Source organism: Vibrio sp. LQ2, assembly GCF_023920125.1.
Lineage (GTDB): Bacteria > Pseudomonadota > Gammaproteobacteria > Enterobacterales > Vibrionaceae > Vibrio > Vibrio fluvialis.
This window is the reverse complement of record NZ_CP085308.1, coordinates 2,061,717-2,085,518: the sequence shown is the minus strand read 5'-3', so window position 1 is coordinate 2,085,518 and position 23,802 is coordinate 2,061,717. Positions and strand designations below refer to the sequence as shown.

Below are 23,802 nucleotides of genomic sequence, written 5' to 3'. Positions count from 1 at the left end.
TGCCTTTATTCATTTCAGCTGTTGACGCTGATGACGATTGGACTGGTTCGCCGGAGGCTTGGCCGGAATCGGGCGGCGTTCATGCAGCAAGTGACGAATCGCCAGAATCGGATGATGCAGTAACATCCGCGGGCCAGCATAACGCATCACCAGACGCATCTGCTCTTTGGGTTCGGGTTTATAGCAATGAATCGGACAGCGGTTGCAGGTTGGCTTGTGCTGACCATAGGGGCAGCGATCCAGGCGCACTTCAGCGTAATTTTGTAGCGCGCGACACGCTTCGCAGAGTCCATCCTCGCCTTTGATCTCACTTGGATGATGCGCTTTGCAGTATATCTGCAGCATGCCGTGCACCGTTTTAAACTCTGTCAGCAATGCGTTGGTTAGTAGCGATGACAATGCCATTTACCCACCTTTTAAACCGATAGAAAACCTCGCGCGCAGCTGTTGAGCTTAAGGCTGAAAACAAGTAAGCTCCGCACCTCGCAACCTTGACTCCCAGAGCCAGAGATGAACCGTAAAAAGAGAATCAACCAAATTTTAAAAACGAAGCTGAAAAAGCAAAACGCTAAGCTGCACAACAGCAACAAGCCTCGTTATATTTCCAAAGCTGAACGCGCCAAGATGGAAGCGGAACAAGCGGCCGCAGAAGCAAGCACAGATGAGAGTGTCACTCCGTCAGAGGAGTAACGCTCCTTCAATCGTGACGTAGCGATTGGCGGCGTCAACCAAACTTTTCGCCGTCAATCCAGGCACACCATACACTTCAACCTGCTTGCCGTATTTATCCTGAATGCGCTTGGCCAGAATATCGAAATCCCCGTCACCAGACACCAGCACCACCGTATCCACTTCCGGCGCCAGCTCAATGGCATCTAAAGTAATGCCCACATCCCAGTCGCCTTTGGCACTGCCATCGGAACGTTGAATGTAGGGTTTCAGCATCACTTCAAAGCCGATACCACGCAAAATGTGGTGGAACTGACGCTGACGGCTGTCGTTGGACGCAATCGCATACGCATTGGCTTTAACGACCCGGCGATCTTTGGTCACCTGCTGCCAGAAATGGTTATAGTTAAAATGTTGCTGATAGCGTTCTTTGCAGGTGTAGTACACGTTCTGAACGTCCACCAAAATGGCGATAGTTTCCATAATCTTCGTCTGTGTTGCTCGGGATTGTGAACTCTGGCTCCAATGGAATCGTAAGAGTAACAATGCCTCGATGTCTTTAGGGCTTGGAGTGTGCGACCTTACCACACTATGAGCCTCAAAAGCGAAAGACGGCGCAAAATCAAAAACGATGACAACGTCATGGCCAAGGAATCTGAGCACAGAGCCACAGGAGGGCGTATGAGAAGGATTTTACTGGCACTCTGCCTAAGCTGCCTGCCGCTGATTGCGTCAGCGTATCCGCTCTATGCCCACTCTTGGTCACATCGCAGCGTGCTCTACTTTGCCCCGACTCAGGATGAGTATGTGCGTCAGTTTTTATTGGAAACCCTGATGCATGAGTGCGAGCTGGATGAGCGTGACGTTGTCACCATTATCATTACCGAAGATGGCTACAGTTATCCTGCCTGGCTCAAAGATGAATTCGATCTGCGTGACGTATTGATGGCCTATGGCGTGCCTGCGGGCAGCCATACCGCGGTGCTGGTCGGCAAAGATGGTGAAGAAAAGCTGCGTTGGGGTAAAACCACCGATTGGATAAAAGTGAAAGACACCATCGATGCCATGCCGATGCGCCAGCATGAGATGCAGCGGCAAATCAGCCGCTGCCAAATCTGATCACGCGTTAAACCATTTGAGCTTGCTGTGCAGGCTGGTCACACTACCTACCACAATCAGCGCCGGGCTCTCTGCCTGCTGTGCCAGTTGAGGCAGCGTAGCCAGTTCTCCAGTCAGGACACGTTGCTGGGTTGTGGTGCCACGTTCAATGATGGCACAAGCCGTTTCACCGCTTAGCCCTGCGTTAAGCAGCTTTTCAGTAATGTGCGGGCTCTGTTTCAAACCCATGTAAAACACCAAGGTTTGGTTGCTTTGCGCCAGACATTGCCAATTGATGGGTTGACCATCTTTTTGCAAATGACCGGTAATGAACTGTACACTTTGCGCGTGATCGCGATGCGTCAGCGGAATACCTGCGTAGGCCGTCGCCCCTGCCGCCGCAGTAATACCCGGCACCACTTCATACGCAATCTGGTTTTCAGCCAGCACTTCAAGCTCTTCACCGCCACGACCAAAGATAAATGAATCGCCGCCTTTCAGACGCACCACATGCTTTCCTTCGCGCGCTTTGTCGACCAGAATCTGGTTGATTTGATCCTGCGGCACGCAGTGAAAATCGAGTTGCTTGCCCACATAAATGCGTTCTGCGTTTGGCGGGGCTAAATCCAGAATCGCTTGAGAAACCAAACGGTCGTATACCAGCACTTGCGCCTGCTGAATCACGCGCAGACCTTTTACCGTCAGCAGATCCGGATCGCCCGGTCCGGCGCCAACCAAAGAAACAAAGCCAGAGTGTTGAGAAGTGGGATAAGTAGTCATAGCAACGCCAATCCATTCAAATTTGAGTATAAAAAGTCACCCTTTACGCCATCGGCCGCTGAATGATGACTTGTTATCGTCAAACCTAATTTGTTCTTTGCTCGCTGCGGGTTTACAGCAATTGAGGGAAAGGCTCCGCTTTTGCGCGGAGCCTCAGCTCGATTATTTTGTGTTCAACGCAGGCTGTACGTCAACGCGTTGCTCAGCATCCAGTGCAGGTGCTGTTTTTGCGTGAGTCAGGTATAGCGGAAGTGCAGTAAAAAGCAGACCGCCAACGATGTTACCCAGAATGGTTGGGATCAGGTTGAAGTTCAACCAAGTCGCGATACCAAAATCAGCGCCCAGCATCATGCCCAGAGGGAACAGGAACATGTTCACCACCGCGTGTTCAAACACCAACGCGAAGAAGATGAAGATTGGCAGCCACATCGCGGCAATTTTTCCCGCGACACTGCGTGCGGTCATGTTACCAATCACACCCAGACACACCATCAGGTTACACAGAATACCGCGCACAAAACAGGTGATCCAACCGTCTGCACCCAGATTTTCAAAACCCACCGTACGTGCAGTGGCCACTTTAATGAAAGTTTGACCGACGGCGTTAGGTTCTACACTGAAGTTCATGGTCAGAGAGAGCGCAATCAAAGCCGCTACAATCAGCGAACCGATCAGGTTACCCAACCCCACCAGACCCCAGCAGCGCAGCACGCGTCCCCAAGTTACGCCCGGACGGTTGTCCAGTTTCGCCAGCGGCGCTAGGCCAAATACGCCAGTAACCAAGTCATAACCCATCAGGCTCAGAATACAAAAGCCCACCGGGAAGACCAGCGCGCCCACCAGGCCAATGCCCGTTTGCGTGATGGCAGTAATCGCTACCACAACCGCCAATGAGAGAATGATCCCTGCCATCGTACCGCGCAAAATCAAGTCGCGAGTTGACGTTTTGATTTTCGCTTCGCCAACGTCAACCATGGTTTGAACAAATTCGACTGGTTTTAATGCAGACATAAGTGTGTCCCTATCTAAAAGTGAAATTTAAAAGTGAAGATTGAATAGAGAAAGGCATCGAAAACATCGCTATGAACGGGGGTTGATGCGTTAAGAAACCTTTGTCTATTGAATCTGCATCCCTCCTCCGCAGAGGAGGGATTGCCTGATTACGCTGCGATTTCAACGTTACCGTTCACCACTTGGGCGCGGTACGCTTTTACACTAAAACGCTCATCTTCCAGACACAGGCCCGTGTTCAGATTAAAGCGCTGCTTCTTCAGCGGGCTTGCCACCCACAGCTCGCCTTGATGTTCACAAATCAAGCCGCGAGACAGCACATTGGACTGAAAGTACGGGTCGGTATTGCTGATCGCCAGCACTTCTTCGGCATTAGTCGGACGAAAGACCGCAACCTGCTCGCCATTCACCAGCGCACAAACGCCGGTGCCTGGAATGATGTCGTTGATGTGACAGATTTTTTCAAAAGACATAATCCACCTTCCCTTATGCTTCAGTCGCCGCGACGTGCAGAATGTCGCCTTTGGCGTGCGGATGTTTTTCAGTAAATGTCGCCGGACGATGCTGCGCACGCTCTGGTACAAACACCACGTTGTCATCACGCAGGTCTGAGTTGATAAAGTGCGCGAAACGTGTCAGTTGCGATTCATCGTTGATCGTCGCAGTCCACTCACATTCGTACTCGGCGACCAGTTTGGCGACGTCGGCTTCAAGCTGGTCGTTGATGCCCAGTTTGTCGTCCACAATCACTTCGCGCAGGTAGTCTACGCCACCGTCCAGATTGTCCATCCAGACTGAGGTGCGTTGCAGCGGCGCCGCCGTGCGAATGTAGAACATCATGAAACGGTCGATATATTTGATCAGTGTTTCACGGTCAAGATCGCTTGCTAGCAAATCTGCGTGACGTGGTTTCATGCCGCCGTTACCACACACGTACATGTTCCAGCCGGCGTCAGTGGCGATGATGCCCAGATCTTTGCCCTGTGCTTCCGCACACTCACGCGTACAACCCGACACACCAAACTTCATCTTGTGCGGTGTACGAATGCCTTTGTAACGATTCTCAATAAATGAACCTAAACCGACAGAGTCTTGCACGCCGTAACGACACCAAGTCGAACCGACACAAGTTTTCGCCATGCGCAGTGCTTTGGCATAGGCTTGCCCTGTTTCAAATCCGGCTTCAATCAGTTTGCGCCAGATGGCTGGCAGGTCATCTTTCTGCGCACCGAACAGGCCGATACGCTGCGCGCCAGTCACTTTGGTGTACAGGTTGTACTCTTCCGCTACAGCCGCGAGTGCACCCAAGGCTTGCGGCGTCACTTCACCACCCGCCATACGAGGGATGACCGAGTAAGTGCCATCTTTTTGAATGTTGCCAAGGAAGTTGTCGTTGGTGTCGTGCAGCTTCACCAGTTGTGGTTTCAGAATGTGCTCACCCCAGCAAGAGGCCAGGATTGAACCCACCAGCGGTTTACACACTTCACAGCCGTAACCTTGGCCATGTTTTTCCAACAGCTCATCAAAGGTTTTGATCTCTTCGATGCGAATCAGGTGGAACAGCTCTTGGCGCGAATAAGCAAAGTGGCCACACACATCGTTCTTCACTTCGATGCCTGATTTCGCCAGTTCCGCATTCAATACTGAAGTCACCAGAGGAATACAGCCACCACAACCGGTGCCAGCACCTGTCGCCGCTTTAACTTCCGCCAGGGTATGACACCCATTGGCCACCGCTTGCGCGATTTTGCCTTTGGTGACATCGAAACAAGAGCAGATCACCGCACTTTCCGGCAGCGCGTCGGCGCCCAGAGCCGGTTTCTCTGCGCCGGCGTGCGCCGGCAGAATCAACGTATCCGGATGTTTTGGCAACTCAATTTCGTTGAGCATCAATTGCAACAGATCGCCGTAGTCAGAGGTGTCGCCCACCAGCACAGCACCCAGCAGCTTTTTGCCGTCCTCAGAAACGATGATGCGCTTGTACACTTCCTCTTCTTCGTTCTGGTAAACGTAGCTTTTACAATTTGGTGTGCGGCCGTTGGCATCGCCGATTGAACCAACTTTCACGCCCAGCAGTTTCAGTTTGGCGCTCATGTCTGCCCCTTCGAAACGGCTGTCGTTGCCGACGATGTGATCCACCGCGACGGTCGCCATTTTGTAACCCGGTGCGACAAGACCGAAGAATTTCTCGTTCCACGACGCACATTCGCCGATGGCGTAGATATCCGGATCCGAGGTTTGGCAATGATCGTTGATGGCGATACCACCACGCGGCGCGATGTCCAGACCCATTTGACGCGCCAGCTTGTCTTGCGGACGAATACCAGTTGAGAACACGATGAAGTCCACTTCCAGCTCAGAACCGTCGGCAAACTTCATGGTGTTGCGCGCCGTGGTGCCTTGCGCCACGATTTCTTGCGTGTTTTTGCTGGTGTGCACCTGCACGCCCATGCGCTCAATTTTGTTACGCAGTTGCAGGCCGCCTTGCAGATCCAACTGCTCTGCCATCAGCACTGGCGCAAATTCAATCACGTGGGTTTGCACGCCGAGTGCTTTCAGCGCGCCAGCCGCTTCAAGGCCAAGCAGACCACCGCCGACCACCACGCCGCTCTTACTCTTCTTCGCACACGCTTCGATTTCTTTCAGATCTTCAATGGTGCGGTAAACGAAACAGTCTTTGCCTTCGTTACCTTTGATTGGCGGTACGAACGGATAAGAACCTGTCGCCAGAATCAGTTTGTCGTATTGGACTTCACGACCCGCACTGGAGTAAACCGTGCGCTGCTCGCGGTTGATGTTGATCGCACGTTCACCAATGTGGACTTTGATGCCGTGCTTTTCATAGAAACCCGTTTTAACCAGCGACAGCTCTTCCGCGGTATGGTGGGAAAAATAGGAGGAAAGGTGCACACGGTCATAAGCGACGCGCGGCTCCTCACAGAAAACAGTGACGTCGAGTTCAGACGCATCCATCTTCTCCACGAGATCTTCGATATAGCGATGGCCGACCATGCCGTTACCGATGATCACTAGCTTCAACTTGCTCATACGGATTCCTAGATAATTGTCATATTTCGTTAAGCAAGATTGTTAATTATGAAAGAAAATGAATTCATGATGTAAATCAATTACAAAATCAAACTACCCTAAAGGGGTAGAAACGCCATTAACAACCGATTAACAGCCTACCCATGGCGTGGAATGTAGGAAACCTCCGACAAATTGGCGGGTTCGACCTTAAATATTTACCAAAGTGAAAGTATCAGACAAAAAATAGGCTACCCGAAGGTAGCCCATCACTCCCTGAACCCGGAGTGGCCAATCATGGCTTAGTTTTGTTTCCAACCGGAATCATGATGTGAGCATATGGGGTATCTTTCCACATCACGTAAGGGCCGCCGTTATAAGGGTCAGTACTGATCCCCTCCAGCAGTGCCCGAGGCACCACAATCATAATGTGCGGACCTTCTTCGACCCAGACTCCGCCGTCGTTAGGGTCGGTTGCTGCCGGGCTCTCATTGCTGACCAGCGCATCGCCTTGCAGCATGTATGAGAAGCCTACTTTATCGGTTTCAAACGGTTTACCTTCCGCGGCTGCCTGAAGTAATGCCGTCCAAACCGGGTCATTACACATGGGGTGCGCATCACCTTCCATCACAGGAATGCCGGGCATACAATGCCAGTGGCTACTGCCTTTGCGCAGCACCGTGCCGTCTGTGTCCATAATCGTTGCCGTTGAACTCAGATCGGTGTGCGCCGCGCTTTCCGCGCGCATCACTTTTTCTTCTTCCATAGAAGCGGTGGCGAATGTCGCAACCACTGCCAGAGCGCAAGCCGATAAACAAATTAGTCTCATCGGATTTCCTCCTCACTCGCTTTACATCTGTAAACATAAGCACTATTGATAAATCTATTGGTGAGAATTTGATGAGATTTCGATGGGATGCGAATGACGTTTTGCGCCGGAGGATCGGCGAATGGCGTATGAGCGAGCAAAAAGCCGCGAGCCGGAACTTAATGTGTTGCACTCATTATTGAGTTCGCAACATCCTGACGTGGTTTGCCTGCACGGATTAATGGGCGTGGGCAAAAGCGCTCTGCTGGAAGACTTTGCCCGCCTCAACGACAAACGCTGCTGCAAAATTGATTGTCGTACTGACGGCAATGCCCATCGCGACAAATTCCGCAAAAGTCTGAAAAAGAGGATTCAAACTGCGGCGGCTGACACTGTACTGCTGCTTGATCATCTGGACTGTCAGCCAGAGCTTGAAGCCTGGCTACGGTGTGAATTCCTCCCGCGAACACCACACAACACTAAGATGGTGTTTGCCCGTCGTCAGCCCCCTCATTTAAGCTGGATGACCAACAAATCGCCGCACCTGCGTTTTCGCGCGATTAAACTTGCCACACTGTCCGCTGACCACGCCTTGGCTTACTTATCATCCCTCGGTGTAGAAGAGTGTGCTGCAAGAACCATCAACAGCTTCGCTCTGGGCCATCCGACGTTGCTCAATATTCTCAGCGCCGATACCCGCGTCTTGAATGTAGAGCGCTATCCGTCCACTGAGCTGATCCATACGCTGATGCGTTATTTTTTTGCCTCACCCGAGCCGCCCGGCCTGTTAGGTGCATTGGAATGTTTGTCTTTCTTGTCACGCGCTAACGAACCCGCTTTGGCTTATCTGGCGCAACAGGACGATTGCAGCCAACTCTATCAAACTCTTTGCCAGCACTGGAGTACGGAAACTCATCACGATGGCATCAGCTTAATTCCGGTACTGGGCAATATCATCAACCGCCAGCTGCAAGCGCGCGATCCGGAACGGTTTCAAACCTTATTGCATTTGAGTCAGCAATGGCAGCAACTGGATTGCCACTGGTTTGACAGCGGCGCGCGGCAGTTGAAAGTCAATCAGCACCCCATCGACCTCACCCCGTTAGAATTTGGCGTATTGAGCATTTTGTTTCACCACCAAGGCGCAGCCGTCAGCCGAAAACTGCTGCTGGAGCACGTATGGGGTATCCATTTTGAAGGCTCCAGCAATGTGGTTGACACTATTATTGTCTCCCTGCGTCGCAAACTTTGTGGTTATGCGCACTGCATCGAGACCGTTCGCGGCGTCGGTTATCGCCTTTCTGTTTAGTGCCCGCCAGAGACTTTGCGAAAAGTGTTCACCATCTTCCAACCCCACACTACCCGTGCTTTTCAGCAAACAAATTTATTTTCTATTTGAGATCAATAAATTAATGCTGATTAACTCTGCCAGCATTTTTTCACTTAATCCGTGAAACGCGAAAAAGTGTAACACCTGTCACACTTTTCTCTTGCCTGACACCGTCACTGAGTTGCGTAATACCATCAGCCTAACATGTTGTTTTACATTGTATGTATATGTTTCGCGAAAGTCATAGCTGAGATTCAATGTGTTACACCACCTGTAACGGTGAACACATACCGAAGTCGCAATGTGTCGATTTTTTAATAAGTTAGCGACAGGAGCACTTCTTGCTGTATTTCCCGCATCCGACTTATCGGCAGGAGTGTTTCAAAAGCAATCAGCAGTCAGGCATTTGAATCGGATCAGACGTTATATCACCTGTCTCTAAGCCGTGTAACAAAAAGCGCGACTTGCTCAACGTCGCTGACTCTTTAGGAGATAAAGTCATGAAAAGTATGAATATTAAAGCTCTTTTTCTTGCAGCAGCGCTGGCTGTTTCAAGCATAGGTGTTAGCTTTGCAGCCACTTCAAATAATGCAAACCAAACACCAGCCGGAGCCAATACCATTATCACTATGCCGTCTACCTCTTACAGACCATGTGATGATCCTGATACCTGCCGTGATCTTGGATAATGGTTTGCGAATATTCTGTGGCTGTATTCCCCACGAATTTGCAAATATCATTAATTAGCGATCACTAATTAACAGCTTCAGCTGTTCCAATCCTGTGTGCTATGTTGGTCAACACCTTCATGACACGCAGGATTATTTTTTTCCTCCACGTTTTTTCTCGAAAAATATTTTTATCATCTCTCCATTCAACTTATTTCAACGCCGATTTTTCGGACTTTTAAAATCGCACTCCATTAAATCAGCTGACATTCATTATGCATGTGTTCACCTGTAAACCAGCTGAACAGGATGATTAACACTTTTTAAATCAATGAAAAATATAAATAAATTTCCAAACACAATACAAAGTGTTTAATTCAGTGTTCAATATTTTTCCATCAAAACCGTAAACTCAATAAATATCAATCGCTTGCAGTTCGGTTTATTTCTTGCTTTATGCCACACCAAGCAAACGAGAGTACTAAAACTCCCATTGTGATTTGATTCAGCAAATCCTGATTATCTTCGATAACAGGTAAAGGTCCGGATCTTTAACTTTAAAAAGGAGTGATTAAGATGGACTTTAGTAAATTTAAACTCATGATACGCACGCTGTGTTTGGGGCTGATTCTTGGCTTCTTCACGGCGCCCGTATTCGCGGTTCATGATGAAGGAGTCTTCGAGCTGGACGGTGATGCAGCCAATGGCGCTGCTGCCGGCGATGACTGGGCAAATGTCTACAACGATACCGATTCAGCCAATGTGACAACCGGTATTATTGCCGACCCTTCTCCAAAATCGATATTTACCGGTGGTCGTAAAGACATTCAAGACGTACCTCAATGGGGTCACAAAGACGGCTCTGTACCAGATAAAGACGATCTGACCAATGCGTACGCCGCAGCCTATGGCGTTGATGACGGCGCTGGCGGTCAAGATCTCATCATCTATTTTGGTGCTGACCGTTTTGCTAATGTCGGTGACGCCTTTATGGGCTTCTGGTTCTTCCAGGATGAAGTGGTTGCACAAAGTGACGGTTCCTTCTCAGGTGTCCACACTATTGGCGACGTACTGATTCTGGTTGATTACCCTCAAGGTGCGAATGAAGTGCCATACATCGCCGTTGTGCTGTGGGACCCAAGCTGTTCAAAAGCGGATAGTAATGACCCAATGCCTGGCGATTGTGCAGCATCAAACTTACGTCTCAAACTTGAATCTGACGGTGCTCATCCTGCTGAATGTGGCGCGCAAGCTGGTGACTTAGCATGTGCAACAACCAACAGTGGTGACGAACCATCACCTTGGTCATACACACCTAAAGCAGGTTCACCAAATGTGTTCCCATTTGAAAGCTTCTACGAAGGTGGTATTAACATCACTCAACTGCTCAACGGCACCGATACCTGTTTCAGTAGCTTTATGGCAGAAACCCGCTCTTCAAGTTCATTTACCGCATCACTGAAAGACTTTGTGTTGGGTAAATTCTCGTTGTGCGGCATGGAAATGGTGAAAACCTGTCCAACAGGCGCACTGTCTCCATCTGGTGACTCCATCATCTACGACTATGAAATCAAAGTAACCAATACAGGTTTCGGTTCTTTGTATGACATTAACGTAGAAGACGTGACTGCCGGTGATACTTTCTATACACCTTCTTTGGCGGCTGGCGCGACTGAAACCTACACGGGCTCCTTTGTGTCACTCATCAACGGGGTTGAAAACGTCGCAACTGCAACTGCGGCGCTGAAAACAGGCGGCGATCCAATACTGTCGAAATCTGATTCCGATGACTGTCCCCCTCTGAACCCTCCGGGCTCATTAAGCATTACCAAAAACTGTACAACTTATGTTGAACAGAATGGTTCTGGCGCGTATGGCCTACGAGTCAAATTCGCAGGTGAAGTATGTAATGACAGCGCTGTGAAAATGAATGGCGTTGCGATCACAGAAACACATGATGGTACGGATCAAGTCATTAGTATCGGTACGCTGGCACCATATGCGTGTATGCCATACTCTGACGACTATGTCCCAGTCCCTGGAACCGATGTCGCGGGTGGCCCGGTATTGGCACATGATGTACGTACCTTCAAAGATACGGTTATCGCAGAAGGTGTGAACGCGATTACTGGTCAAACTGTCGATACCGGTTTACCAGTAGAAGCAAGCTGTCCATTGTGTCCAGCGGATTAACACTCTCCACGTGATGATGCGCAATAAAACAAAAATCCACCTCTAAGAGGTGGATTTTTTCGTTACTTGTTTTTGCCTTTGCCCGGCGAACCGCCAGTACCAGAAGACGAAGACTGTAGCGTCACGTTTACCGTCGCCGTTGAAGTACCATTGCCATCGCTGATGGTGTAGGTAAAGCTGTCACTGCTTTTGAAGCGCTTACCCGGTGTGTACTGAATTGAACCATCAGACAACACTTTTGCCGTCCCTTTGCTTGGTGCCGTTACAGAAATCGTCACACTTGCGCCCGCATCAACCACATCGTTCCCCAGAACATTTATATCCACGGTCGTCAGTGAACTCATCGTTACCGCATCATCAACCGCGGTGATATCCGAAATCGTAGAACTGTCAGTGATCACCGTGTAAGACGACTGAGTTGCCGCGCTGTACGAGGTGTCCTGGGTATCTGTTGCAGCAAACGAGATAGTGTAGTCACCGGCTTGCGCTTGTTGAGATGACGTCACCGCCACCACCACTTGGCCTGTTTCACCAGCGCCCAGAGAAACCGTTTGTTGATCCGCGGTCCAGCCTGAAGCCACTTGAGCCGTCACCGCAAAATCCAGCGTGCCACACTCTGCACTCGCATTATTGGTCACTGACAACTGGTAGTTAACGGTAGAACCTGCGTTTGCAGAGCTGTCACCCACTGCCGTCGCCGTTACCGTCGGCGCTGCCATTTCACAGACCGCTGGCGATACATTACCAGAATCCGAACCTGACATTGACACATAGATATCTGCCACACCGTTCGCGGCGCTGGTCAGGTTGATTGAGATACCAGAGCTTGGGTCGGTGAATGTCGCACCAACAGGAAGCGCTGTGTCTTTCCAGTCTTTGCGGCCATAAACCTGGCTGTAATCCGAATCCGGCTTCATATGCAGCATATAGCTATAGTCACCGTTTTCCTGAGCAAGACGCACAATCACACCATCGGTGACATCACCGCGGTAAAGCAGATAAGAACGACTGGCAAGGAACTCGTCGTAACCTTGTGCCTGACGGTATTCAATGTAGAACCACTCATTCAAGCCCGTTTGTGGGTTGACGCCACGAGGGATCTTCAGCGCAATGTTTTGCTGACTATCTTGAGATTCGTAAGCCGCAATCTCGTACAGACCATCTTTTGAGGCGGTCAGCACTTTAGGCGAAGCGGAATCGTTGATCCAGCCCATACGTTCTTTATAGAAGGTATTGATGTAACCCAGATCCGGGTCGCCCATCACGTCGTAAGAATCGCCATATTCAATGGTGCTGCAGCTTGAAGAAAGGCTTGTGTCGCCACAGTCCATCGCTCGCGCGTGCATCAAACCTAAGTTGTGTCCGAATTCATGCGCGATGATCTTGGCAGACAATGTACCGTCGATATAAGCGCGGCTAGGGAAGGTTTTGCCCGTAGTTGCGGAACCGCCGCCGCCACAGCCAGACTGAGTCATGATATAAATCACGCGCTGATAATCAGCAATCGTGATGCCTTGTGCTTCCGCCATTTTATCGGCTTCCGCCTGAACTGTCGGGTAGTCACACACCTGATTTGAAACCGGCAGGGTGTACCAACCGACCACCTGACCTGCCAGCCAGGTTTTTCCGTAAGAGTTTTCCTTGTAAAAATCGTTCACTTCACCAAAGACCAGATCTGTCGCTTCACTCACCGAAATCGGCTGATCATTCGGGTCTTCCTGGAAGTTCAACAACATCACCAGAGTGTCTTGCTGGCCTGTTGTACTACCTGCTGCATACGCGAATGAAGTGTGTTGCACAGATACCAAAAGAAACATCATTAAATAGAAGGCTTTACCTAAGCCAAACTTACTTAAATTAATCTTTGATGCCATTTTTTTACCCAATAAAGTACAGAAATTTTTCACAAAAAAGCCCGTTCCCGCAGCGAGAATCTGCAGAACCTAGAACAATAAAGTTTTATCTATGGTCGAATAATAATGTTTAAATTCTATTTATATTCAACCATGGTCACATCAATCAATCACTATTAAATTAAATTTAGCGATAAATCGGTGACGAGATAATTAATCAGAGCCAACAATCGAGCGAGAATACTAGCAAATACACTGATTAAATTTCAACCAACAAAAACTAATAAATTTAACTTTTTTGAAAAAAACAGATAAATCATCAAGATAAAAATGATAATAATTTGTTGGTTGAAACTTTATAATCCGAATGAAAAATTAGACTAACAGCTCGAAGAAAGACAACTTTCCTTTGTCATTAATATCATTCTCATCATAAAGTTAATCACAAAATGACATAAGTTTGACACTTTTATAAAAACGTCAAATAACCATCACAAGAAACATTGATTTAACATCTCAACCCAAAAAAATGATGACTAACCTATGGCAAAAAATAAATGAAAAAATTAGAACACACATTATATTTTAAGTTTAATTATATATTTGAAAGAAAATATTATCGCTCATTTATAAAATATATAATAAGTACAATTACAGATTAAAAAATAAATAGTTTCGGGATAGTTTAATATATGAATTATGATAATTTATCATACTGTTTTTAGTGCCAATTTACCTGTAGCGCTATTTTATTCCGTCGTTTTAGAGTCATAGATAGCTCACCTAATCTATGAAGTCGATTAGGCGTTATCCATAACAAGAGCGAACAAAAAATAACCAACCATTTCGATCTTGTTGACGAATAAAGCCCTTATGTTGGATGGGTAATTAGCGACTCAAATCGGACAAAACCCTGACAAACATCTCCCCCAATAGACTGTGACGAAGATCAAACGATTTACTGCGGCAACGAACCTGTCAAGAACAGCGGCAGTGCATCTCCCTACCGAATACCATTCCTTAAAGAGAAATATTCTGCGGCCAGAGGTTTCCGAATAAACCCACAAATCATAATATTTCGTACACAATTCTTTCCAACTTTCCTTATGGCATCAGACACAATCAATAAACAAGGTAAAACGCCTTAATTTGACTTGTACGTTCGTTTTTCGTTACCATTCTCATCACAAAATTTCATTCGTACACAAATTAATTTTGATTTTGACGAACTAGAACTGTACGGATTAAGTCAACCACTTAACGAGTACACAAAACATTTTGAGCGATTTTATGGAAGATGCTTTAAAGAAATACAGTATAGAAACGACTGACTATCAGGTCGGTCAGGACAACATTCAGAAATGGGGCTTTGACGTCCACAACCCAGTGTTCGGGATCAGCGCGGGATTAATCATTCTGTTTCTGGCATCATTACTGGTCGTCGATCCAGTGACGGCCAAAGATGCCCTAAATACTCTCAAGAACGGTATCATCGAAGACTTTGATGTGTTCTTTATGTGGGCCACCAACTTTTTCTTACTCTTCACTTTTGCGTTGATGGTTTCCCCTTTCGGTAAAATCCGCATCGGTGGTAAAGATGCCGTTCCGGATCACTCACGCGTATCATGGCTGTCTATGCTTTTTGCCGCGGGTATGGGTATTGGTCTACTGTTCTGGAGTGTGGCAGAGCCTACCGCCTACTACACCGACTGGTGGGGGACACCACTTAATGTCGAGGCGTATACGCCAGAAGCGAAGTCATTGGCGATGGGTGCGACCATGTTCCACTGGGGAATTCATGGCTGGGCCATCTACGCTATTGTGGCGCTCGCGTTGGCATTCTTTGCTTTCAATAAAGGCCTGCCGCTGTCGATCCGCAGCGTGTTCTACCCGGTTTTCGGCGATCGTGCTTGGGGCTGGCTTGGTCACGCTATTGATATTATGGCGGTACTGGCGACGCTGTTTGGCCTTGCAACCTCACTGGGACTCGGTGCACAGCAGGCTACCAGCGGCATCAATTACATTTTCGGTACCGATGGTGGTATCGGCATGCAACTCGCCGTGATTGTGTTTGTCACTTTAATCGCAATCATTTCGGTCATTCGTGGTATTGATGGCGGCGTAAAAGTGCTGAGTAACATCAACATGGTGTTTGCTTTCGCACTGCTCATCTTCATTATCGCGGTTACCTTTGACACTGCCATCAGCTCAATTCCGGATACCTTTATGGCGTACGCGCAAAACATCATTGGTTTGAGCAACCCACACGGCCGAGAAGATGAAGTGTGGATGCATGGCTGGACTGTGTTCTACTGGGCATGGTGGATTTCATGGTCACCATTTGTCGGTATGTTTATCGCTCGTGTTTCACGTGGCCGCACTGTGCGAGAGTTTCTGTGCGCGGTCGTGTTTATTCCGACACTGCTGACACTGATTTGGATGGCGGTATTTGGTGGCATTGCTCTGGATCAAGTGGCGAATAAAGTCGGCGAACTGGGTGCTCATGGTCTGACCGATATCTCGCTCACCCTGTTTCATGTCTACGACCAGTTGCCGTTTGGCAGTGCAATTTCGATGATCTCGATTGTCCTGATTCTGATCTTCTTTATTACCTCATCCGATTCCGGTTCGCTGGTCATAGACAGTATTACGGCGGGCGGTAAGGTCGATGCACCGATTCCTCAGCGCATTTTCTGGGCCAGTGTTGAAGGTGCTATCGCGGCAGTTATGCTTTGGATTGGTGGTAAAGAAGCGCTGCAGGCTTTGCAGTCTGGAGTGGTTGCCACGGCATTGCCGTTCAGCTTTGTACTATTGCTGATGTGTGTCAGTTTGATCAAAGGTCTGCGAACCGAACAAGCGCTCTATCAGCAGTAGGAAAATAAAAAGGTCAGCTTGGGCTGGCCTTTTTTGTGCCCACATCACTGAGATCTTGGTCGGCACGCGATCACACTGGTGTAGCAACCATCGAACAATGGAACAAGTTCCCCCTGACCCATTGTGTCGTGACGCTCTTACTTGCCCATTTTGGGTTCCACGATAAATGGGGTGAACATACCCATTTCATAGTGCCCAGGTATGTTACACAGCAGCAAGTACTTACCTGGTTTCAGGTTGACCGTCAGTGAACCAGACTGACCCGGTTCGAGTTCAGACACTTCGCCAAAGTCCTGTACTTTATCTTCAATCACGCGCGCTTCATTCGTTTGATAAGGCAAGCTTTCATGAAAATTGTTGACCTTAACCACCAACATTTCATGCACCATGGTCTTAGAACTGTTAATCACTTCAAAAGACACCGAACCTTCAACAACACTGGGCACATCTAATTTAATCCCCATGACGCCCATTTGATCCCACAGATCAGCATGAACAACCTGAGCAGACATACTGGCAGCCGAAACTTGAGCCGCCATGACAACCGTGGCAAACGCGGCCATTCTTAGTAAATTTTTCACAATAATCTCTCCTGTTTATTGATCTAAAAAACCACCACGTGCTTATTCCAGAAAGAGTTAACCCGACAATTCGGATTAATTTGTTACAACTTGTTACATTATAGTTCTCGCGCAGAAAGATGACGGAACATCGACCGCAATTCCTTTCGGCATAGACGCGTAAGTTAGCTGGAGAACAACCCATCGTTAGAAATGAAGACAACAAAGCGCAGAGCGTCATCGCATTGAAGCAATGCACATATCACAGAGAGATAAGAAATCGTGAGAGGCAAAAACAAAAAAACCAGCAAAGTGCTGGTTAGAAAGAATGGAGGCGCGTCCCGGAGTCGAACCGAGGTTCACGGATTTGCAATCCGCTGCATGGCCACTCTGCCAACGCGCCTCAATGGATGGTTTTTGTTGATGGTGCCCCGGGCCGGACTTGAACCGGCACGACTCGAAAGTCGAGGGATTTTAAATCCCTTGTGTCTACCAATTTCACCACCAGGGCAACGCAATCATGCGATGGTAACACCATCCGTTCCGGCGACATCATCGCGGGAACGGGGCGTACTTTAACGGATTGAGTTTTCAGGTCAACAAAATAATTCATATTTATCAACTGAATGAGCAACAAACGCTCCACGCGGTATGTTTTACGCCCAATCCGGATAATGATTGGGCGCAAATATCGGTGTGACGGGACTTGTTAGAACTTCACTTAGTAGTTGAGTGTGTAGGTACGACCGCGGCCTTTGTAGTCATACGCGGCGGCGTCATCTTCCAAACCGTCGTCGCCTTTGACTTCAGAAATAACATAGTGACCCGACGCGCCCAGCTGAATGTTTTCGTGTACCCAATAGGACGCGAGGGCTTCCAAACCATAAACGCGTTTTTTATCTTCAATTTCTTCAATCAGCATGGTGGTTTTGTTGTAGGTCACCGATTTATCCGATTGAGAAAAAACATCTTTTCCACGCATTCGTTTGCGCGATTTTAAAATATCTATGCAATGAACAACCTAACCATTTAGGGTTGGAAGTGCCGTTAAAGAATAAATAAACGAAGGACGAAATGAATTGAAATTAACACTAATTCTACATAGTCAGAATTATGGCTGCGTCAAAATGGCGTGTTCGAAATCTGTATTAAATTATTGACATAATTTATTTTAATTTTAATCCAATATCCTTATCGAAAATTTAGTCAATAAGTGTTAACTTGCGCGCCTTGCGGTAAAAATACGGATCAAAATTACATATACGGATATGGTTTACTTTGTAGTCAAAATAAAAAATCAAGGTATATCAACATATGTTTATCAAGAATCTTTCCATTGCGAAAAAGATTTCTTTTTCCTTTCTGATCATAGCATTAATTAATATCGCCTTTGGCGTATTTTTGTCTTCTGAGCTCAAGAACATTAAAGCAGAGCTACTCAACTACACCGATGACACCCTGCCAGCAGTAGAACGTGTAGATGCTATTCGCGATGATCTTTCTCGCTGGAGACGTTCACAGTTTGTCGCTTATACATTAGATAATGCTGATAAAATAAATAATCAAATTACAAGTAATATTCGTAAACGAAATGAAATCGCTCGCGAATTAGAAGCTTATGGAAAAACCGTATGGCCGGGAGAAGAAGAGCAAACGTTTAAACGAATCATGCGTAACTGGGAAATTTATCTCGGTACGATGGATCAATATAACGCCGCTATGTTAGCCAACGATAAAATCAAAGCACAACCTATTCTTTCTTCATCTTTATCTGCTTTCGAAGACGTTGACTCTGAGCTGGGCGAACTGATCCTGGTTCTTAAGAAGGCCATGGAAGACAATAAGCGTCATATTCTTACCTCGGTAAATGACTTAAGTACTTCTTCTATCGGCAGCAACGTCATCATTCTGCTCATCATGGTAGCCATGACTTATGTCTTGACGCGTCTGATCTGCGGCCCATTGAAGTTGGTGGTGGCGCAAGCGAACGCCATTGCAACCGGTGATCTGTCCAGTGATCTTGACCGTCAGGCCATCGGTAACGATGAACTGGGTGAACTGGCCGATGCCACCAGCAAGATGCAAGATGATTTGCGTCAGGTGATCGACAACGTCATCGCGGCTGTCACACAACTGAGCAGCGCAGTGGAAGAGATGACGCAAATCTCTGATCTGTCGGCTTCTGGCATGAAAGATCAGCAGCTACAAATCACCCATATCGCTACGGCGATGACCGAGATGAAAGCGGCGGTCGCGGATGTTGCACGCAACACCGAAGAGTCGGCCAGCCAGGCCAGTGAAGCAAACGAGCGTACCCAACACGGCGTGCGTGAAACCCAGCACATGGTCGATACCATTGAAGAAGTAGCCAACGTGATTGGTAACGCTGGTGACACCGTGACGGAGCTGGAACTGCAATCAAGCAAGATCAACGTGATTGTGGACGTAATTCGCGACATCGCAGACCAAACCAACCTGTTGGCGTTGAACGCCGCGATTGAAGCCGCGCGTGCGGGTGAATCAGGCCGTGGCTTTGCTGTGGTGGCCGATGAAGTTCGTACACTGGCGGGACGCACTCAGCAATCGACCAGCGAAATCACCACCATTATTGAGCAGCTGCAATCTCTGGCAAAAGATGCCAAGTCAGCGACCGAATTGTCACGCACCAGCATTACCGGTTGCGCGCAACAAGGCCTGCAATCGAAACAACTGATGGGCGAGATCGAACGTTCTATCGCCGATATCTCTGACATGGGTAGCCAAATCGCGACCGCCTGTAACCAACAAGATTCTGTTGCTGAAGAACTGAGCCGCAGTATCGAGAACATTCACTTTGCTTCACAGGAAGTCGCGCAAGGTTCACAGCAAACGGCGCAAGCATGTCGTGAACTGAGCCAACTTTCTGTGTCACTTCAGGATGTAATGGGACGCTTTAAACTGCATTAATCTGTCTGGCACTCCCCGCGGAGTGCCAACCCCAACGCTTTCTGAATCTTATCTCTACCCTCCTCCAACAATAACTGTATAAGGAGACGTTATGCGTCTAAAGAAAACGTTACTGGCTTTCTCCATCGCCGCTGCCACTTTCGCTACCGCTACACCAGCGTTAAGCGCGCCTTTAAATCTTTTCAGCGGTGACACTCAGCAACAAGACATTCAAGCGGCTAACGCCTGGCTTGAGATCAACTTAACGCAGTTCCGCGACAACATCGAACAGTTCAAATCGAAAATGAACAGCCACACAAAGATCTGTGCGGTCATGAAAGCCAACGCCTATGGCAACGGTATTCAGGGTTTGATGCCAACCATTCTTGAGCAGCAGATCCCTTGTGTCGCGATTGCCAGCAACGCGGAAGCGCAAGCAGTGCGCGACAGCGGCTTTAAAGGTGAATTGATGCGTGTTCGTTCAGCCAGCCTTGGCGAAATCAAAGACGCGATGCACCTTAACGTGGAAGAGCTGATCGGTAGCGCAGAACAAGCCAAAGCGCTCTCTGCTTTGGCAAAAAAAGCCGGACACGACATCAAAGTGCATCTGGCACTGAACGACGGTGGCATGGGCCGTAACGGCATTGATATGACTACCGATGCCGGCAAGAAAGAATCACTACAAATCGCGGCCGCCAAAGGCGTGCGTATTGTCGGTATCATGACGCACTTCCCGAGCTACGACGCGGACGAAGTGCGCCAAAAACTGGCGTCATTCAACACCCATTCGGCATGGTTGATCAAAGAAGCGAAACTCAACCGCGAAGACATTCTGCTGCACGTGGCGAACTCGTTCACAGCGCTGAATGTGCCAGAAGCGCAACTGGATATGGTGCGTCCTGGCGGCGTACTGTACGGCGATCAGCCGACCAATCCGGAGTACCCGTCAATCGTGTCATTCAAGACGCGCGTTGCATCACTGCATCACCTGCCGAAAAACAGCACCGTAGGTTACGACAGCACCTTCACCACGCAGCAAGACAGCCTGATGGCGAACGTTCCGGTCGGTTACTCAGACGGTTACCCACGTAAAATGGGCAACAAAGCGCAGGTGATCATCAATGGTCAACGCGCCAACGTGGTGGGTGTGGCGTCGATGAACACCACCATGGTGGACGTGACGCATATCAAAGGCGTGAAAGCAGGCAGCGAAGTGGTGTTGTTTGGTCATTCACAAGGCGAAACTATTTCCGCCTCGGAAATGGAAAACAACGCGGAAGTGATTTTCCCTGAACTTTACACCCTTTGGGGCAGTGCGAACCCACGGGTTTACGTGAAATAAGTATCCGTTCTAAAGTCAAAAGCGAGCTCATCAGCTCGCTTTTTTAGTTCATATCGACATAGTCGAGCCAGAATGGCCGTTCGCCGAGGTGGTTCATCAGCAAACTGACAAAGTCATCGACCAACAGGCTGCGCTGGCGATTGGGATAGATGGCGTAGATTCCGGTACTCATGGTGGAAATCACATAACCGGGCAGCAGTTGCACCAACCCCGCTTCTTCTAATGACTCTTCCAAACCAAACATGTCTATCAATCCATAACCGACGCCTTTTTTTATCGACTCCACCACCAGCTTCACATCGTTGACTTTGAAGTTGCCTTTCATGGTCAGATTGAGCATCTCTTGGCTGCCCGGCTCAAAGCTTATCGTCAGTTTATCTAACGTTACATCGCCATTGGCATAAATCACCGCAGGCAGGCTAATCAGAGCTTCGGGAGTCTCCGGTAGACCATGTTTTGCCACAAAGTCTTTTGAGGCTATCAGGACAAAATTGGTGTTGGTGATCTTCTTGGCGATCAAGTTGGAATCGGCCAATTTGCCAATTCGAATCGCGATATCGAACTTATCCGCAATGATGTCGGCGCGTTTATCATCCAGCACTAGCGTCAGTTCCACCTCCGGATATTTGCTGATAAACGCATCGAGAACCGGTTGTAGATAGCGCTGACCGAAATAGTTGGGAGCGGCAATTTTAATGCTGCCACTGGGCTTTGACTGGTAGGTTTCCGCAATACGTTGGATATTGATGAGCGTATCTTCCAGCACCTGCGCCTGCTGGTAGATTTCATCGCCAACGGGTGTGAGCGAAATGGTGCGGGTTGAGCGGTTCAACAACTGAACACCCAGACTCTGTTCCAGCTTTTTGATCTGCTTTGACAGCGCCGAGTTATCCATATCATGCAATAACGCCGCTTTAGAAAATGAGCCCTGACGAACCACATCGACAAACAGAGACAGTTGGTGACTAATCGACATAACGCTTCCAGACAACAAGTTATCGAAGAATACTAACACACGAACGACAAAGATAACTAAGCCCCGAGAAATGCAAAAAGCGCCACGAAGGCGCTTTTGAACAACAAACCGAGAAACGGATTACAGCACCGTCACCACCTGATCCAGCGGCAAACGCGCTTTAGGCAGACCATGGTTGTAGTCTTCCAGTTCCAGGTGATAGCCCATTGCGACCGCCACATCACACACATACCCATCCAGCTCTTCGCTGAACACGTCACCGATCAGCTCTTGGTCTACGCCTTCCATAGGGGTGGAATCGATACCCAGACGAGCCAACACATGTAGCAGGTTACCCAATGCGATGTAAGTTTGCGCTTTCGTCCAGTGGCCGTTAAAGCCGTTGTCGTCAGTATTCGCTTCAGCAAACGTAAACGCACCATTGAGGAAACCGTCGTAACGATCCGCTGGCAGATGACCCGATGACACTTCAACGTCGGCCACTTTACGATAATCGTCTTTGGTGAATTTAGGGTTGTACGCCAGCAACACAGTGTGCGACGCCGCTTTTGCATGCGGTTGGTTGAACTGGTGTTTTCGTTCAAACGTATCATGGAAACGTTGCTTCGCCGCATCGCTCTCAATCACGATAAATTTCCAAGGCTGTGCGTTGATAGATGAGGCAGAAAGACGCAGCGCCTCTTTGATGATCGCCATATCGTCTGATGAGATTTTCTTGTTCGCATCGTAACGCTTGGCTGTATAACGTTTAGTCAGGTCTGCAATAATTTGGTTCGACATGGTGGTTTCCCGCAAGTAGTGTAACTGGTTAAGTCGCTGAATGAGTCGATTGAGCAACTGTGTTTTTCAAAGTGATTGCATTATGCGATTCATTCTGCGGGAATTCGATTGCCAATCATGCCAAACATTATGGAATTCAAAGTCCATAATAAATTAAATGATTGCGGCCAGTTTAGCCGCAATGAAATATTGGACTAACCGACAATCGCGTTGCGTAACGAAGCAATCACGGTGTTAAGATCCAAAAATCGCGCATCGGCGATGGCAAATTTGTCTTGTTGGCTCTCAGGCGATACCAGATATGTCGTCATGCCAGCACGTTTGGCCGCAGTTAAGCCGGTGAAGCTGTCTTCAATCACCAAGCAATCCGACACCGCAACATTGAGTTTGCGCGCAGCGGTCAGGTACACATCCGGTTGCGGTTTACCGTGCTTTTCATCTTCCGCACTGCAAATCACGCTGAATTTGTCCCAAAGCGCTAAACGATCAAACACTGCTTTGATCACCACGTGGTTTGAAGAGGTCGCGAGCGCAACATTCAATCCTCGCTCGGCAAAAAAGTGCAAAGCGTCGTACACGCCTGCCATCGCTTCGCCCGTTGCCGAAATGCGCTGACACAGCTTGGTCAGAATCAGGGTTTCTAGCACTTCTGAGTCAACCGCCAGCGAATACGTTTGACACCAGGTGCGCGCAATCTCATCAATGCGCTTACCCATGGTCAGTTGTTCACAATCCAGACGCGTGATCGCCACACCGAACCCGGCCAGAGATTCAATCTGCGCTTCCTGCCACAACGGCTCGGAGTCAATGATCACGCCATCCATATCAAAAATTACTGCTTTTTTGTTCATACTTACCTCAAAAATAAAAAAGGTATGGCAACCAAAGCCATTGCCATACCCTAAACC

General features: G+C 48.4%; 20 protein-coding genes, 2 tRNA genes and 1 pseudogene. 8 read left to right on the top strand and 15 right to left on the bottom strand.

Annotated features, from left to right (window positions below):
* Positions 1 to 9: 9 nt before the first annotated feature.
* Complete coding sequence (locus tag LGV68_RS09775) at positions 10 to 405, bottom strand: nitrous oxide-stimulated promoter family protein (RefSeq protein WP_020329214.1); 396 nt, start codon at positions 403 to 405, stop codon at positions 10 to 12.
* 105 nt (positions 406 to 510) lie between these two features.
* Here LGV68_RS09775 and LGV68_RS09770 point away from each other — a divergent pair, with 105 nt between their 5' ends.
* The gene (locus tag LGV68_RS09770; RefSeq protein WP_025715383.1) at positions 511 to 690 is read left to right on the top strand and encodes a DUF2986 domain-containing protein; all 180 of its coding nucleotides are present in this window, start codon (positions 511 to 513) and stop codon (positions 688 to 690) included.
* On the opposite strand, the gene LGV68_RS09765 is transcribed toward LGV68_RS09770, so the two are convergent.
* On the bottom strand, positions 679 to 1,152 hold the full coding sequence (locus LGV68_RS09765; RefSeq protein WP_020329212.1) for an NYN domain-containing protein: 474 nt from the start codon (positions 1,150 to 1,152) through the stop codon (positions 679 to 681). The genes LGV68_RS09770 and LGV68_RS09765 overlap by 12 nt on opposite strands.
* 198 nt (positions 1,153 to 1,350) lie before the next feature.
* Here LGV68_RS09765 and LGV68_RS09760 point away from each other — a divergent pair, with 198 nt between their 5' ends.
* Complete coding sequence (locus tag LGV68_RS09760; protein WP_024374671.1) at positions 1,351 to 1,788, top strand: DUF4174 domain-containing protein; 438 nt, start codon at positions 1,351 to 1,353, stop codon at positions 1,786 to 1,788.
* Here the strand turns inward: LGV68_RS09760 and cobA are convergent, their stop codons facing one another.
* The 5 genes from cobA to LGV68_RS09735 form a co-directional block, all read right to left on the bottom strand.
* Positions 1,789 to 2,547 carry a uroporphyrinogen-III C-methyltransferase gene (gene cobA / locus LGV68_RS09755; protein WP_055452965.1) on the bottom strand — a complete coding sequence of 253 codons (759 nt, stop codon included), beginning with the start codon at positions 2,545 to 2,547 and terminating at the stop codon, positions 1,789 to 1,791.
* A gap of 162 nt (positions 2,548 to 2,709) precedes the next feature.
* The gene (locus tag LGV68_RS09750) at positions 2,710 to 3,558 is read right to left on the bottom strand and encodes a formate/nitrite transporter family protein (RefSeq protein ID WP_222764944.1); all 849 of its coding nucleotides are present in this window, start codon (positions 3,556 to 3,558) and stop codon (positions 2,710 to 2,712) included.
* A gap of 149 nt (positions 3,559 to 3,707) precedes the next feature.
* Positions 3,708 to 4,031 (bottom strand): nitrite reductase small subunit NirD, encoded by a 324-nt coding sequence (gene nirD / locus LGV68_RS09745; RefSeq protein WP_020329208.1) that lies wholly within the window; start codon positions 4,029 to 4,031, stop codon positions 3,708 to 3,710.
* Between the two features lie 13 nt (positions 4,032 to 4,044).
* Complete coding sequence (gene nirB / locus LGV68_RS09740; RefSeq protein ID WP_212572527.1) at positions 4,045 to 6,606, bottom strand: nitrite reductase large subunit NirB; 2,562 nt, start codon at positions 6,604 to 6,606, stop codon at positions 4,045 to 4,047.
* Positions 6,607 to 6,880: 274 nt separating this feature from the next.
* Positions 6,881 to 7,414 (bottom strand): hypothetical protein, encoded by a 534-nt coding sequence (locus tag LGV68_RS09735; RefSeq protein ID WP_020432181.1) that lies wholly within the window; start codon positions 7,412 to 7,414, stop codon positions 6,881 to 6,883.
* 121 nt (positions 7,415 to 7,535) lie between these two features.
* On the opposite strand from LGV68_RS09735, the gene LGV68_RS09730 reads away from it, so the two are divergent.
* From LGV68_RS09730 to LGV68_RS09720, 3 genes are all read left to right on the top strand, one after another.
* A complete protein-coding gene (locus LGV68_RS09730) occupies positions 7,536 to 8,702 on the top strand; it encodes a winged helix-turn-helix domain-containing protein (protein ID WP_202659625.1) in 1,167 nt (388 codons plus the stop codon).
* Positions 8,703 to 9,223: 521 nt separating this feature from the next.
* On the top strand, positions 9,224 to 9,412 hold the full coding sequence (locus LGV68_RS09725; RefSeq protein ID WP_123946145.1) for a hypothetical protein: 189 nt from the start codon (positions 9,224 to 9,226) through the stop codon (positions 9,410 to 9,412).
* 555 nt (positions 9,413 to 9,967) lie between these two features.
* A complete protein-coding gene (locus tag LGV68_RS09720; protein WP_052193012.1) occupies positions 9,968 to 11,584 on the top strand; it encodes a hypothetical protein in 1,617 nt (538 codons plus the stop codon).
* A 62-nt stretch (positions 11,585 to 11,646) separates the two neighbouring features.
* On the opposite strand, the gene LGV68_RS09715 is transcribed toward LGV68_RS09720, so the two are convergent.
* Complete coding sequence (locus LGV68_RS09715) at positions 11,647 to 13,458, bottom strand: Ig-like domain-containing protein (protein ID WP_061055488.1); 1,812 nt, start codon at positions 13,456 to 13,458, stop codon at positions 11,647 to 11,649.
* Between the two features lie 1,269 nt (positions 13,459 to 14,727).
* Between LGV68_RS09715 and LGV68_RS09710 the strand changes: the two genes are divergently transcribed.
* The gene (locus tag LGV68_RS09710; protein ID WP_222782277.1) at positions 14,728 to 16,311 is read left to right on the top strand and encodes a BCCT family transporter; all 1,584 of its coding nucleotides are present in this window, start codon (positions 14,728 to 14,730) and stop codon (positions 16,309 to 16,311) included.
* 137 nt (positions 16,312 to 16,448) lie between these two features.
* Here LGV68_RS09710 and LGV68_RS09705 read toward each other — a convergent pair whose 3' ends face one another.
* From LGV68_RS09705 to LGV68_RS09690, 4 genes and pseudogenes are all read right to left on the bottom strand, one after another.
* Positions 16,449 to 16,892 (bottom strand): sulfocyanin-like copper-binding protein, encoded by a 444-nt coding sequence (locus tag LGV68_RS09705; protein ID WP_219618384.1) that lies wholly within the window; start codon positions 16,890 to 16,892, stop codon positions 16,449 to 16,451.
* A gap of 308 nt (positions 16,893 to 17,200) precedes the next feature.
* Positions 17,201 to 17,274, bottom strand: a tRNA-Cys gene (locus LGV68_RS09700).
* Positions 17,275 to 17,295: 21 nt separating this feature from the next.
* A tRNA-Leu gene (locus tag LGV68_RS09695) sits at positions 17,296 to 17,382 on the bottom strand.
* A gap of 210 nt (positions 17,383 to 17,592) precedes the next feature.
* Positions 17,593 to 17,835, bottom strand: a pseudogene (locus LGV68_RS09690) (hypothetical protein); the annotation flags it as partial.
* A 350-nt stretch (positions 17,836 to 18,185) separates the two neighbouring features.
* Here LGV68_RS09690 and LGV68_RS09685 point away from each other — a divergent pair.
* Both LGV68_RS09685 and alr read left to right on the top strand, forming a co-directional pair.
* Positions 18,186 to 19,817, top strand: a complete 1,632-nt coding sequence (locus tag LGV68_RS09685) for a methyl-accepting chemotaxis protein (protein ID WP_158129318.1) — start codon at positions 18,186 to 18,188, stop codon at positions 19,815 to 19,817.
* Between the two features lie 91 nt (positions 19,818 to 19,908).
* On the top strand, positions 19,909 to 21,138 hold the full coding sequence (alr, locus tag LGV68_RS09680) for an alanine racemase (protein ID WP_252536651.1): 1,230 nt from the start codon (positions 19,909 to 19,911) through the stop codon (positions 21,136 to 21,138).
* Between the two features lie 43 nt (positions 21,139 to 21,181).
* Here the strand turns inward: alr and LGV68_RS09675 are convergent, their stop codons facing one another.
* The 3 genes from LGV68_RS09675 to hxpB form a co-directional block, all read right to left on the bottom strand.
* Complete coding sequence (locus LGV68_RS09675) at positions 21,182 to 22,114, bottom strand: LysR family transcriptional regulator (RefSeq protein ID WP_020329195.1); 933 nt, start codon at positions 22,112 to 22,114, stop codon at positions 21,182 to 21,184.
* Positions 22,115 to 22,234: 120 nt separating this feature from the next.
* The gene (locus LGV68_RS09670) at positions 22,235 to 22,894 is read right to left on the bottom strand and encodes an NAD(P)H-dependent oxidoreductase (RefSeq protein WP_020329194.1); all 660 of its coding nucleotides are present in this window, start codon (positions 22,892 to 22,894) and stop codon (positions 22,235 to 22,237) included.
* Between the two features lie 194 nt (positions 22,895 to 23,088).
* Positions 23,089 to 23,745: a hexitol phosphatase HxpB gene (gene hxpB / locus LGV68_RS09665; protein WP_222817106.1), complete on the bottom strand. Its 657-nt coding sequence runs from the start codon at positions 23,743 to 23,745 to the stop codon at positions 23,089 to 23,091.
* Between the last annotated feature and the right edge of the window lie 57 nt (positions 23,746 to 23,802).

Coding starts and splice junctions, on each gene's coding strand:
- LGV68_RS09715 (WP_061055488.1), bottom strand. CDS start 13,458: ATGGCATCAAAGATTAATTTAAGTAAGTTTGGCTTAGGTAAAGCCTTC.
- LGV68_RS09675 (WP_020329195.1), bottom strand. CDS start 22,114: ATGTCGATTAGTCACCAACTGTCTCTGTTTGTCGATGTGGTTCGTCAG.
- LGV68_RS09685 (WP_158129318.1), top strand. CDS start 18,186: ATGTTTATCAAGAATCTTTCCATTGCGAAAAAGATTTCTTTTTCCTTT.
- nirD (WP_020329208.1), bottom strand. CDS start 4,031: ATGTCTTTTGAAAAAATCTGTCACATCAACGACATCATTCCAGGCACC.
- LGV68_RS09775 (WP_020329214.1), bottom strand. CDS start 405: ATGGCATTGTCATCGCTACTAACCAACGCATTGCTGACAGAGTTTAAA.
- alr (WP_252536651.1), top strand. CDS start 19,909: ATGCGTCTAAAGAAAACGTTACTGGCTTTCTCCATCGCCGCTGCCACT.
- nirB (WP_212572527.1), bottom strand. CDS start 6,606: ATGAGCAAGTTGAAGCTAGTGATCATCGGTAACGGCATGGTCGGCCAT.
- LGV68_RS09730 (WP_202659625.1), top strand. CDS start 7,536: ATGGCGTATGAGCGAGCAAAAAGCCGCGAGCCGGAACTTAATGTGTTG.
- LGV68_RS09670 (WP_020329194.1), bottom strand. CDS start 22,894: ATGTCGAACCAAATTATTGCAGACCTGACTAAACGTTATACAGCCAAG.
- LGV68_RS09760 (WP_024374671.1), top strand. CDS start 1,351: ATGAGAAGGATTTTACTGGCACTCTGCCTAAGCTGCCTGCCGCTGATT.
- LGV68_RS09720 (WP_052193012.1), top strand. CDS start 9,968: ATGGACTTTAGTAAATTTAAACTCATGATACGCACGCTGTGTTTGGGG.
- LGV68_RS09710 (WP_222782277.1), top strand. CDS start 14,728: ATGGAAGATGCTTTAAAGAAATACAGTATAGAAACGACTGACTATCAG.
- LGV68_RS09765 (WP_020329212.1), bottom strand. CDS start 1,152: ATGGAAACTATCGCCATTTTGGTGGACGTTCAGAACGTGTACTACACC.
- cobA (WP_055452965.1), bottom strand. CDS start 2,547: ATGACTACTTATCCCACTTCTCAACACTCTGGCTTTGTTTCTTTGGTT.
- LGV68_RS09725 (WP_123946145.1), top strand. CDS start 9,224: ATGAAAAGTATGAATATTAAAGCTCTTTTTCTTGCAGCAGCGCTGGCT.
- hxpB (WP_222817106.1), bottom strand. CDS start 23,745: ATGAACAAAAAAGCAGTAATTTTTGATATGGATGGCGTGATCATTGAC.
- LGV68_RS09735 (WP_020432181.1), bottom strand. CDS start 7,414: ATGAGACTAATTTGTTTATCGGCTTGCGCTCTGGCAGTGGTTGCGACA.
- LGV68_RS09750 (WP_222764944.1), bottom strand. CDS start 3,558: ATGTCTGCATTAAAACCAGTCGAATTTGTTCAAACCATGGTTGACGTT.
- LGV68_RS09770 (WP_025715383.1), top strand. CDS start 511: ATGAACCGTAAAAAGAGAATCAACCAAATTTTAAAAACGAAGCTGAAA.